Here is a 12,447-nt window from a genome sequence, read left to right as displayed (position 1 = left end):
AGCGACGAGGTGGCCACCGGACTGCGAGCGCATGACCTGATCGCCCGGACCATCACCGTCAAACTGCGCTTTGATGATCTGCGCTATATGACCAAGGCCCATACCCTGGAGACTCCGGTCAACTCAGCCAATCGCATCTATCCGCAGGCGGTCGGACTGCTCAAGGCCATGCTGGGGCTGCCTGAGGGCGTGCCCATGGACACCCCCCTGCCCCGGCTGATCCGCCTAGCCGGTGTCAGCGCATCCGGTCTGAGCCGGGTGGAAGATACCCCCATCCAGCCGTCCTTGGACGACATCATGCGCGAGAGCAAACGACACACCGGTAGTGAGTCCCAGCGCCTGGATCAGGCAGAGGCCACCATGGACTCCATCAGGAACCGCTACGGCAAGGGTTCAGTCAGCATGGGTCTCTAAGCGCCTGTACGCAAACGCTCCAGGGCCAGCTCCAGCTGGTCGTCAGATATGGTGGATGAAAATCGCAGACGGTGACCATCCCCGTAGAACTCCCCAGGACTGGCCAGTATCCCTATTCGGGCCAGGTCAGCCATATCGGCCCAGCAATCGCCCGAGCGGGCTTGCGTCCAAATATAAAGTCCACCCTGTGGCATGACGGCATCGTATCCGTAAGCTGTCAGAGCTTGAGCTAAGGCTCGCAGACGACGGGCGTAGATCTCGCGCTGGGCCATCACAGCTTTTCCGTCCTCCAGAGCGGCTCGCATGGCCCTCTGTACCGGACCGGGTACAATCAGTCCCACCTGCTTGCGGTAAGCAGTCATGGCCTTCACTAGATGAGCATCGCCGGCCACGAGGGCTGCCCTGTACCCGGCCATGTTGGACTGTTTGCTCATCGAGTACAGGCAGAGTATCCCGCTGGCATCGCCGCTGCAGACTTCAGACTCCAAGATACAAGGTGAGGCCGGGATCGGCGCATTCTGCCCGACTTGAGTAGGTCCTGACCAATCCAGCATGGCATAGCACTCGTCGCTCAGGACCGTAGCCCCTATCGAACGAGCCACCCGGACGATCTTAGCCAACGCGGCTCGGTCTATGACCTGCCCACTGGGGTTGCCTGGCGAATTGATCCAAACTGCTCGCACGCCAGGCAGATCCACCCATGAATCTGTATCAGCCGGATCATCCACGGTTGTCACCTGAGCCCCGGCCAGCTGGGTTCCGATGGCATAGGTGGGATAGGATACCGTCGGCTGTACCACCCGATCCCCCGGGCCCAGATGCAGGAGGGAGGCCATGAGTGCCACCGCCTCCTTGGACCCGACCGTAGGCACCAGGTCCGCGCCCAAGGCATCCAGATCGACACCGCGACGGCGACGGAACCAGTCGGCCACGGCCTGCCTCAGGAGATCATCACCGGCAGTTTTCGGATATCCTCGCGCCTGGTCATCATCTGCAGCCGCCGCCAGGGCATCCCTGACCGACCTGGGTACAGGATCCACCGGCGAACCGACCGAGAGGTCGACCAGACCGCCGGGGCATTGCTCAGCACGCCGCCGGTAAGTGTCAATCCTTGACCAGTCGTAGGGGGATCGGAAAGAGTGAAAACCCATGGCCCGCCTTTCTCTTATGAATAAGCCGCGGTGGGTTGGCTCCCATCCGCGGCTCGTCAGCCTTAATCGACTACTTGTTGGGCGGCAGTGCTGCCACACCCTCCGGATCGTGATCGTAGGGGCCGACCGCAGCAGCGCCGCCGGCATCCCCCACCTGGGCGAAGAAATCAGTCGCCGCGTCCTTATACCAAGTCCACTCCTCGGGCAGGTCGTCCTCGTAGAAGATGGCCTCCACCGGGCAGACCGGCTCGCAGGCGCCACAGTCCACGCACTCGTTGGGGTTGATGTAGAGCGAACGGACGCCCTCGTAGATGCAGTCCACCGGGCATTCGTCCACGCAGGCCTTGTCCTTGACGTCCACGCAAGGCTGAGCGATGACGTAGGTCATGGGTTACCTCCTGAGTATGCGAGTATTCACTCTACACTGCAGCGCCGACGCTCCAGGTCAGTCCAGACCGGCCTGGGTGGCCTCGGATATCTTCCCGCTGAGCTGATGCCGACCGAGCAGGGAGTGCCGGTAGGAGTAGCCGAAGTAGATGGCCAGACCCGCAGCCAACCAGACCACGAACCGGATCCAGGTCAGCACGGTCAGGTTGAGCATAAGCCAGAGGCAGGCCAGAGCGATCAGAATGGGGACCCAGGGGTTGCCAGGCATCTTGAATGACCGAGGCAGGTCGGGCCGGCGCTTGCGCATGATGGGCAGGGAGATGGCCACCAACAGGAAGGCCGAGAGCGTGCCGATATTGACCATGTCTGACAAGACATCTATGGGGAAGCAGGAGGCCACCACGGCCACCACGATGCCGCCCAGGATCTGAATGCGGGCAGGCGTGCCATGCCGGCCAGTGCGGGACAGGGCACGGGGAAGAAGCCCGTCGCGGCTCATGGCAAAGACGATTCGAGTCAGCCCCAGCAGGAGCACCATAACCACAGTGGTCAGCCCCACCACGATGCCGAAGGAAATGATCTTGGCAGCCCAGGGAGCGCCTACCATCTCAAAACCGGTTGCCAGGGAGGGGTTCTTGGCCTTGGCGAGATCCTTGTAAGAGACCATGCCGGTGGTGACGATGGCTACCAGGATGTACAGGGTGATGACGATCAGCATGCCCAGACCAATTCCGCGGGGAATGGTCTTGTGGGGCTCCTTGGCCTCCTCGGAGGTGGTGGCGACGATGTCGAAGCCCACGAAAGCGAAGAAGACCAAGGCGGCGCCTGAGAGGATGCCGGGGACACCGTAGATGGTGGGCTGCATGCCGGAAACCCACTGCCAGAGGGGCTGGCCCATGATTCCTGGCACGCTGGCCCCCGGAACGGCCGAAGCTGGTTCGGAAGGCGGGATGAAGGGCCGGTAGTTGTCCATCTTGACGTAGAAGAAGCCCACCACGATAACGAAGACCACGATGCCGATCTTGAGGACGGTCAAGGCCCCGTCGAACCGGGCAGAAAGTTTGGTGCCCAGGACCAGAAGAACCGTGAAGAGGGTGACTACCACCAGTGGGGCCAGGTCAACATCCATGCCTCCCACATGGAAGCTGGAGCTGAACGAGGTGCCCCCCATCAGATGGATGAAGTCGTTCAGGTAGACGCCCCAGTACTTGGAGATGACCGAGGCGGCCATGAGCATCTCCAGAATCAGGTCCCAGCCGATGATCCAAGCCACCAGTTCGCCCATGGTGTTGTAGGTGAAGGTGTAGGCCGAGCCTGAAACCGGGATCATTGAGGCGAATTCCGCGTAACACATAACGGCTGCCGCGCAGACAATGCCTGCGATGACAAAGGAGATGATGACGGCCGGCCCTGCATGGAAGGCCGCCGCCTGGGCCCCCACCGAGAAGATGCCAGCACCCACGGCCACTGCGACTGCCATGATGGCCAGGTCCCAGGTGGTCAGCGTCCGCTTGAGCGACCTGCCCTCCTCCCCGGTCTCCGCCAGGGTCTGTTCAACCGATTTCTTCCTGAATAATTCCATCTTGCTCCAGACTCACGAGTCCCGCTCCGGCGAGTAATCATAGGATATGATGCCGTAGAAAACCGGTATACGCTCATTACGTGAATGTAAAGGCTACCAGGCCAGGTCAATACCCGGAGTAACGGGCTCGGGAATCAGATGGATGCCGAAGGTGGAATCAACGCCTTTCTGGATGGCACGGGCCAGGGCTACCATGTCGTCTGAGCCGGCACCTCCGCGGTTGGTCAAGGCCAGTGTGTGCATGTCAGATAGTGCGGCAGCCGATCCCTGCTCCAAAGCGAAGCCCTTGTGGAAACCTGAATGATCGATCAGCCAGGCTGCTGAGGTCTTGACCAACGCCGAGTCTTCGACAGGATAGCGCGGGGCATCCACCGGCAGGGCATCCGCGGCCTGACGACTGATGATCGGATTGGTGAAGAAACTCCCGCAACTATGGCGGTCAAGCAGCACCCGTTCGCCTCTGGGGCCGTGAAGGTCATCCTGGACTGCCTCCAGAGCCTCTTCCAGGTCGGAGGTACGGCGGCATGATCCCATCCAGTCGGTCAGGTACCGGTAAGGATCCTCCAGCATCCCCTTGCCTGCTCTGACGGTCAGAACCGCCTGGCGAATCCGTTCCAGAGGAAGCGTTGCTCCGGGCGCCACGCCCAGGGCCTTAGCCAGCTGGGCGGAACCCACCTGAGCTGCCGACCCGTGTCGCAGGACCAGGGTGACCGAAAGAACCACGTAGCGCGGCGTCGGGAAGAACCGTGCATCGGGCACAGCCTGAGCCTGGTACATGGTCTGCTTGAGCAGGGAGGTCCTGTATCCGAAATCGAGATCCGAGGCACGCAGATAGGCAGTGACCTTGTCCTGGCGGTCCCAGACCTCGACCGAGTCGACTAGACGCCCGACCTCCTGGCCGTAGGCACCGATGTTCTGGACCACCGAGGCTCCGACAGTCCCGGGGATGCCGGATAGACCCTCTACCCCGATCAGGTGCATGCGCACGCAGTAGGAGACCAGGTCATCCCAGTTGGTCCCGGCCGTGGCGTTGATATGGACAACGGGGATGCCATCCTCAGGCGGAGCCACCTCGTCGGGAACGCTGATGTCCTGACGGGTGTCACGTACAACCACGCCAGGAAAATCCTGGTCAGAGGCAAGCAGATTGGATCCTCCGCCGATCAGGCATAGGGGCAGCCCCTTGGAATCCGCGCCCTCCACAGCCTCGATCATGCCCACGCGGTTCCGGGGCTGGACGAAAGCGGCCATGCTCCCGCCTACACCCACTGTGGTGATATCAGCAAAGGTCGGAATAGTGTCTCTGGAGGATACGTCAGACATGCAATTCACTGTATCATCGTCCCCTTATGAGGGCCTCTTCCGGGCAGGAGCAATGCCGTGGCTGCCTACCATCCTTGGCAACAAGCGATCAGCCATGATCAGAGAGTGAAGCAAGACCGCATCCATACAGCTGTAAAGTCCGGTCTGACCCATCATTATCAGGTTTTCCTATAGCTTTTGCAAGACCCGTGCAAGGCCAGGGGACGATTAGCGGCAATAGATATTACCTATATGCCAGGTCGTTGACCGGCCTGCTACCTGGAGGGTTTTATGTGACAAGAGCTTTGGAAAGAGGAATCTCCAAAGCCCGGTTTCCGGACGAAGGATACCGGGAACACGTGGACACCTGACCGGGCGTCCATAGGACACGCACCAGGAAACGAGCATGCAATGACAGAAGACAGACGAACCCAGTTCCACCAGATAGCCCATGACCAGGGGAAACAAGCCTGGCTGACCTCCGCCTGGCAGCACCACATCGGGCACGAGTACGGTGCCGAGAATTTTGCCGCAGCCACCTTGGACTTCGTTCGCAAGTGGGATTGGGACTGGGTCAAGATCAACCCGAGGGCCATCTACTATGCCGAGGTCTGGGACGCAGTCTACGACAGGGATCACTATGATTGGCTGATCCCGCGCACTGTCCGCACGGCCATCCAGGAGGCAGGGGACATCGCCCGCATCGACTACCGCGATCCTGAAACCAACAGGGTCCTCCAAGAGCAGATCCAGGCCGCCAGGATCATCCGAGACGGCCTGGAGGACCGAGCAGCCATCGACACGGTATTCTCCCCGCTCTCGGTCCTCCTTCAATTGGCCGATCTCCCCCTCTACCCCGAGGGGCAGGGCTCCGCGCAGGAGGAGGACAGGGATCTGAACAGGCAGACGCTGATCTTCGCCCAGCCCGAGGCAGCCAAGTCAGCGCTGGACAACATCGCCCGGACCCTTGCCGACTACGCAACCCTGCTGGTCAGCCCCAAGGAGCAAGGCGGGGCCGGCCTGGACGGCATCTTCTTCGCCGAAACGGGCCTGGCCAGCTATGGCTACTTCAACCAGGCGCAACTGGAGGAATGGGCCAAGCCCTATGACCGGATCGTGCTCCGGGCGGTCAGACAGGCCAATCCGGAAGCCCTGGTCCTGGTGCATACCTGCCGGGAGGATGCGCATCCTGAAGAATTCACCAATCTGAATCCTGATTTTCTTCATTGGGATCAGTTCCGCCCAGGCAATCCTGAAATCAGCACCGACTTTCCTGCTGTACCCGTGGGCGGAGCCGACTTCGAACTCTTCAACCCAGGCGGCGACGTGGACCAGATCCGCAAGGAATTGGATCAGACCACCCAGGCCCGTCAAGGCCGTCCCTTCCTCCTGGCGCCCTCATGCACCATCCCGACGCCCGCCGACGAGGAGGCCCTGCGCCTTCTGAGCGGAACCCGGGCCCCCAAGCAACTCTGAAACCACAAACAACCCTCGACATCAACCGTCAAACTCCAAGGGAGACATCATGGTCATCACATCAAAGCAGCACCAGCCGCATCATGGCACCATCAGGGCAATGGTTGCCCTCATGATCACCATGGCCATGGCCGGAGCGCTGTCGGCCTGCGGATTGGGGGGCGACCAGGGCTCCTCCGCAGGATCGTCGGATCATGTGACCATCGCTGCCATTTACCCTAAGACCGGTCTCTACGCCGAGTACGGCAAGATGTTCCAGCAGGGCTTCGACCTGGCCAAGGACCAGGTCAACAAGAAGGGCGGAATACAGGGCAAGCGCCTGAACATCGACTACTACGACACCCAATCAGACGCCAAACAGGATGCCGCCGTCGCCCCCAAGATCGCCTCCGACAAATCGGTCATCGCCGTTGTGGGAGACTACTCCTCGCCGGCCTCCTCAGCCGCATCGCCCATCTTCCAGCAGGCTGGACTGGTCCATTACGGCTTCAACAACTCCTCGCCGACTTTCACGAATTCAGGTGATCATGTATGGACACCCCAGATCTCACAGAAGATCAACCAGGAAGTCAACGCTGAGGCAGTGTCCAAACGAGCCAAGAAGATCTCCGTCGTCTATCTGGAAAACGACTGGGGAAAGGAATCCTTCCAGTACTTCAAGGAGGCTGCGGAACGGCTCGGGGTGCAGATCGTCTACCAGTCCTCCTATCTGCCAGATTCCACGGACCTGACTCCGATACTGATCCCAGCCAAGAATGCTGCCCCCGATGCCGTGGTGGACATCGGCTACGGACCGGATGGAGCGCTGGTCGCCAACACCCTGCGAGACAAGCTGGACTATAAGGGACCATTCTTCGGCGGTCAGGAGACCAAGGAGTTCCTCTCCCTGACCGGAGCGAACGCCCAAGGGGCCATCATTACCGGCGTCTTTTCTGCGACAGGCACCAAGGATGCGAAGGCCAAGGCTTTCGTCAAGAGCTTCGAGGACCGGTACCACACTGTTCCGGGCAACTTCGAAATCACTGCCTACCAGGCCATTATGGATCTGGCCTACGCAGGCGAGAAGACCAGCCCCACCAGGGAGGGCATCCAGGAGGCCCTAGGCAAGGTCAAGGACTTCCCGCTCTACCAAGGCCGGGGAGGGACCTTCCGGTTCAATACCAAGACCCGACGGGCGGACACGATCAAGCCCATCCTCCTCCAGGTGGATCAGGGCAAATTCAAACAGATCGAGGAGTGAGCAGCGATCATGGTCGAGACGCTCTTTTCCGGACTCATCCACGGCGGCGTTTACGCTCTGGCCGCCGTGGGGATGTCCCTGGTCTTCGGAGTGACCAATGTGGCCAACTTCGCACAAGGATCCCTGGTAGCGGTAGGCATGATGACGGCCTGGTGGGTAGGCTCCTCCCTAGGCTGGGGACTCGTTCCCACCATACTGGCCGTCGTCCTGGTCACGGGTCTGGTCGGCCTGGTCACCAACCTCCTGGTCATCACTCCCCTGGAAGGCCGGCAGCCGATCGCCGCGCTCTTGGGAACTGTCGGCCTAGGGCAGGTGCTGGATAACGGGATGCAGCTGATCTTTGGCTCTCAGACCAGGGCCTTCCCCCAGCTGCTGCCCACCCACAACCTGCATGCGTTGGGCATCAGCTTCGGCACCTCCGACCTGGTCATGGGTCTGGTCGCCCTGGCCAGCATGGTTGCGCTCTGGGCCTTCTTGACCTACGGCAGGACCGGACAGGCCATCAGGGCCACCTCGCAGGACTCCCAGGCCGCGTTGCAGATGGGGGTGCCGGTCACCTCCATTCGCACCATAGCTTTCGTCATCGGTTCGATTCTGGCGGGCATCGCCGGAATTTTCATCGGCCTGTTCAAGACGAACATCAACCCCATGGACGGCAACGCCATCGGCATGACAGCCTTTGTGGCCGCCGCCATCGGCGGGCTGGGCTCCATCCCCGGAGCCATCATCGGGGGCCTGGTTCTAGGTTTGGCCGAAGCCGTCGGCGTAGGACTCTTCGGCGATGGCGTGCACGACCTGATCACCTTCGGCACCCTCCTGTTGGTTCTGATCCTCAAGCCCTCAGGATTCCTGGGCCGCAAGGCAGACATGGGCAAGGAACCCATGACCGGAACCCTACCGGAAGCCGCCAGACCCATCCGTCTGCCGCTTTGGGCCAACCTCGGCCTTGCAGCAGCCGCTCTGGCCACCCCCTTCATTTTCTCCGACCATCTGGCCGGCATCGGGACCCAGGTTGCCATATACGCCATTGCCGCAGTGGGCCTGACGCTGATCTCAGGATCAGCCGGTCAGACCATCCTGGGACTGGCGGGACCTGTGGCCGTGGGAGCCTACGCCTCGGCCCTGCTGACCATGCGTCTGCATTGGCCCTTCACCCTCTCCCTGCTGGGCGCGGCCGTCATCGCCGCCCTGGCCGCATCCCTGCTGACATTCCCGGTATGGAAGCTCAGTGGCCACTATGTGGCTATCGCCACCATAGGCGTGGGAGCAGTCATGGTCGCCATCATCCGCATCTGGGAACCTCTGACCAGGGGCTCGCTAGGTCTGCAAGGCATTCCCCTGCCGACATTCCTGGGCAAGCCGCTCTACACCCAGCAGATGCAGTACCTGCTGGATCTGGTCATTCTTCTTCTGGTCCTTGCAGTGACCTCCCGGATCCGGTCCTCACATCTGGGCCACGTCTTCGAGGCCATCGGCGAGGACGGACAAGCGGCCTGGTCCCTGGGGATCAGGACAGGGGCCTACAAGGCGCTGGCCTACGCCCTGGCATGCGGGTCGGCAGGTATCGCAGGAGCCCTGCTGGCACACCAGTACACCTATATCGACCCGACCCTCTTCAATCCGACCATGTCGACCCTGATTCTGACCATCATCGTCCTGGGTGGCATGAAGTCCCCGACCGGAGCTGTGATCGGCTCCCTGATCCTGGTAGGGGCCCCTGAACTGCTGCGTATCCTGCCCGAGGTGAGAATCATGGCCTACGGACTCGTCCTGATCATCTTTATCATCTGCAGACCACAGGGTCTGTTCTCAACCAAAAGGAGGGCATGATGACGGGCAGCCGACACAATACCGAACCTGTACGCGACAGTCCCGATCAGCCCCTACTCAGCGTACGAAATCTGAGCAAGAGCTTCCAGGGACTGCAGGCAGTGGCCGATGTGAACATGGACCTGGCACCCGGCCAGGTGATAGGCATTATCGGCCCCAACGGATCAGGAAAGTCCACGACCATCAACCTGGTCTGCGGCTTTCTCAAGCCCGACTCGGGCCAGATCAGTCTGAGGGGACGCACCGTGACCGGCCTGCCCGCCACGGACATAGCCGAGCAAGGGGTGTCCCGCACCTTCCAGAACGGCAGGGTCTTCCCGACCATGAGCGTTGAGGAGAACGTGGCCGTTGGATTCCATAGGCGCCTGGAAGCCCGCAGGCCCTTTCGCCGTCTGGAGAAGTGGCCCATCCTGCGATGGGTCCCCCTGCTGGCTCAGACCTGGCTGACGCTGGTGCCCGGTCCCGCCTGCCGCAGGGAGGCGGTCGTCGAACGCAAGGCCGTCCAGTCTGAGATCGACAGATTCAGCGAGCGCCTGGAAGAGCACCGAACCCAGGCCGCCTACACACTCTCCTACGCCAACCGGCGACGCACAGAGATAGCCAGAGCACACGTCAGCTCCCCCGACATTCTGGTTTTGGACGAGCCCACAGCAGGAATGAACCAGTCGGAGACGGCCGAGGTGCTGCAACAGCTTCTGGAGCTCAAGGCCCACGGGCAGACCATGCTCCTGGTCGAGCATAAGATCGATCTGATCGAAGCGCTTTGCGACCAGGTCATCGCCATGGACGGCGGAAAGATCATCGCCTCCGGACCTCCCAGGCAGGTCAGCGCCGATCCTCGCGTCATCACCGCATATCTAGGCGACCGCAGACCCCGCAACGAGACCCCCATGAACGGGCAGGCGAATGTCCTGGCCCGGCAGAACGCCCTGGCCCCGGTCACCGCTGCAGAACAGGTCGATGGGCAGGATCACGGTAGTGCAGGAACCGGGCTAAAAGCCAAAACCAAGGCGCATAATGACAGTGAGGGGGAGCCAACCACCGAAGAGGATCGAACATTGCTCTCCCTGGATGCCATCGATGTGAGCTATGGCCCGGTCAAGGCTCTGGATCATGTCAGTCTGCGCATTCCCCAAGGCGGCATCGTCTCCCTTCTGGGCGGCAATGCTTCGGGCAAGTCCACAACCATGAAGACCATTCTGGGCCTGCTCGCTCCAAAGAAGGGGACCATCCATTTGGATGGACGGGAAATCACCCACACCCCCACCAAGGACCGGGTCCGTTCCGGAATCGCCTCGGTCCCTGAGGCGAGAAGGGTCTTTGCGGCCATGAGCGTGGAGGAGAACCTGCGCATGGGCGCCTTCACCCAAAGGGAACGCAATCAGATTGAACAGGATCTGGATGCTATATATGAGCGGTTCCCACGCCTGGCTGAACGCCGCAGGCAGCAAGCCGGCACCCTCTCAGGAGGCGAGCAGCAGATGCTGGCCTTCGGCAGGGCCCTGATGAGCCATCCTCGGCTGATATGCATGGACGAACCAACCATGGGCCTCTCGCCCAAACTGGTCGACCAGGTACTGGAACAGATCGTCTCCCTTCGCGACCAGCTGGGCATCTCCATTCTTCTGGTCGAACAGCAGGCCGAGCTGGCCCTGTCCATCGCCGACTACGGGTACGTGCTGCAGAACGGCCTGATCCGTCTGGAGGGGCCTGCCCGAAAGCTCTTGAATGATGAACGTGTCCGCCAGGCATACCTGGGCAAGGCAACCTCCCGATAGCGGGCGATAAGGAACACCTATGAGCGGAGCCTTGCCCGGGACCATAAAAAACGATTCGATGGTGGGCTAGCGAAAGATTCACAACCGGACACAAGCAGAGGAAGACACCCGCATGAGCAAAGGATTCGCAACAAAAGCCGTCCATGACGGCTATGACTGTCAAAGCCTGGGCGGAGGCGCGGCCAGCGTCCCTATCTACCAGTCGGCCGCCTTTGACATGATCACTGCCGACCGGGGAGACGCACTGGCCGCCGGCGAAATTCAAGGGTTCTCTTACTCACGCCTGGCCAATCCCACAGTCAAGGTCCTGGAGGATCGCCTGGCCAGCCTGGAGGGGGGCAAGGGGGCTGTGGCCATGGCCTCAGGGATGGCAGCCGTGTCGTCAGCCCTCATGTGCGCAGCCGAAGGCGGCGGGAGACTAATTTCCCCGGTCGATCTTTATGGGACCTCGGTGGATGCCATGAAGACCTTCTTTCCCAACTTCGGCATCGAAACGGATTTTGTGGACGACATCAACGACCTTGACAAGGTGGAATCCCTGATCCAGGACAACACCAGGGCCATCTTCGCCGAGTCCGTGGCCAATCCGTCCACAGCCATAGCCGACATCCCCGGCCTGGCCGACCTGGCCCATCGGCATGGGCTGGCTCTGATCATCGACAATACAGTGCCCACGCCGTACCTGCTCAACCCGATCGACTTCGGTGCCGACATCGTCGTCCATTCGACCACCAAGGGAATCAGCGGCCACGGCAACGCCCTGGGCGGGGTCATCGTGGATGCAGGACGGTTCGACTGGGGCAACGGCCGATTCCCGCAAATGAGCCAGCCCGAACTGATCATCAGCGACGAGCGGCACGGGTCCATGGTCAGCTTTCTTGATGCCTTCGGCAAGATGGCCTTCCTGCACAGGGTTCATACCAAATACCTGCACACCTTCGGGGCGGTCATGAGTCCTTTCACCGCCTACCTGCAACTGACCGGCCTTGAGACCCTGGCCCAGCGGGTCGCCGCCGAGGTAAAGACGGCAGCAATCCTGGCCCGCCACCTGCTGACCATTCCCCAGGTGGAACAGGTCAACTACTCGGGCATTCCCGAAGGTCGGCACCAAGGCGATGCGGACCAGCAGAACCGCCTGGCATCAACCCTGCTGCCCAAGGGCGTCGGCACGATCCTCTCCTTCAAGGTCAAAGGGGGCTATGAGCAGGTGAAGCGCATCGTGGACTCGGTGCATCTCATGAGCTACATGCCCAACATCGGCGACTGTCGCACCCTGATTGTGGACCC

Annotated in this window: 10 protein-coding genes; 6 read left to right on the top strand and 4 right to left on the bottom strand. The window is 61.2% G+C overall.

What is annotated here, in order from left to right; genetic code table 11:
* The coding region (locus tag AC0AP0_RS04470; RefSeq protein WP_490429501.1) for a DinB/UmuC family translesion DNA polymerase at positions 1-414 on the top strand (414 nt) is incomplete at its 5' end.
* On the opposite strand, the gene dapC is transcribed toward AC0AP0_RS04470, so the two are convergent.
* The 4 genes from dapC to AC0AP0_RS04450 all read right to left on the bottom strand — a co-directional run bounded on the left by dapC (position 411) and on the right by AC0AP0_RS04450 (position 4,857).
* A complete protein-coding gene (gene dapC / locus AC0AP0_RS04465) occupies positions 411-1,565 on the bottom strand; it encodes a succinyldiaminopimelate transaminase (protein ID WP_490429500.1) in 1,155 nt (384 codons plus the stop codon). The two genes, AC0AP0_RS04470 and dapC, sit on opposite strands and share 4 nt — an antisense overlap.
* Positions 1,566-1,635: 70 nt before the next feature.
* Complete coding sequence (gene fdxA / locus AC0AP0_RS04460) at positions 1,636-1,953, bottom strand: ferredoxin (RefSeq protein ID WP_015022367.1); 318 nt, start codon at positions 1,951-1,953, stop codon at positions 1,636-1,638.
* Positions 1,954-2,010: 57 nt separating this feature from the next.
* The gene (locus AC0AP0_RS04455) at positions 2,011-3,534 is read right to left on the bottom strand and encodes an amino acid permease (protein ID WP_490429499.1); all 1,524 of its coding nucleotides are present in this window, start codon (positions 3,532-3,534) and stop codon (positions 2,011-2,013) included.
* Positions 3,535-3,627: 93 nt separating this feature from the next.
* Positions 3,628-4,857 carry an FAD-binding protein gene (locus AC0AP0_RS04450; RefSeq protein WP_490429498.1) on the bottom strand — a complete coding sequence of 410 codons (1,230 nt, stop codon included), beginning with the start codon at positions 4,855-4,857 and terminating at the stop codon, positions 3,628-3,630.
* Positions 4,858-5,247: 390 nt separating this feature from the next.
* Between AC0AP0_RS04450 and AC0AP0_RS04445 the strand changes: the two genes are divergently transcribed.
* The 5 genes from AC0AP0_RS04445 to AC0AP0_RS04425 all read left to right on the top strand — a co-directional run.
* Positions 5,248-6,312 (top strand): uroporphyrinogen decarboxylase family protein, encoded by a 1,065-nt coding sequence (locus AC0AP0_RS04445; RefSeq protein WP_490429497.1) that lies wholly within the window; start codon positions 5,248-5,250, stop codon positions 6,310-6,312.
* Positions 6,313-6,361: 49 nt separating this feature from the next.
* Entirely contained in the window at positions 6,362-7,552 is a 1,191-nt protein-coding gene (locus AC0AP0_RS04440) for an ABC transporter substrate-binding protein (RefSeq protein ID WP_258334486.1), read from the top strand.
* Positions 7,553-7,561: 9 nt separating this feature from the next.
* Positions 7,562-9,382 (top strand): ABC transporter permease, encoded by a 1,821-nt coding sequence (locus tag AC0AP0_RS04435; RefSeq protein WP_110413389.1) that lies wholly within the window; start codon positions 7,562-7,564, stop codon positions 9,380-9,382.
* Complete coding sequence (locus tag AC0AP0_RS04430) at positions 9,379-11,160, top strand: ATP-binding cassette domain-containing protein (RefSeq protein WP_490429496.1); 1,782 nt, start codon at positions 9,379-9,381, stop codon at positions 11,158-11,160. Before AC0AP0_RS04435 ends, AC0AP0_RS04430 begins: the two co-directional genes overlap by 4 nt.
* Positions 11,161-11,272: 112 nt before the next feature.
* A partial coding sequence (locus tag AC0AP0_RS04425) for an aminotransferase class I/II-fold pyridoxal phosphate-dependent enzyme (protein ID WP_490429495.1) occupies positions 11,273-12,447 on the top strand: 1,175 nt, incomplete at its 3' end.

The sequence above is a fragment of the Bifidobacterium sp. POST2/T3 (B1) genome, from assembly GCF_058197115.1.
Note: the sequence above shows the minus strand (reverse complement) of the source record. Positions and strands in the feature narration are given on the sequence as shown.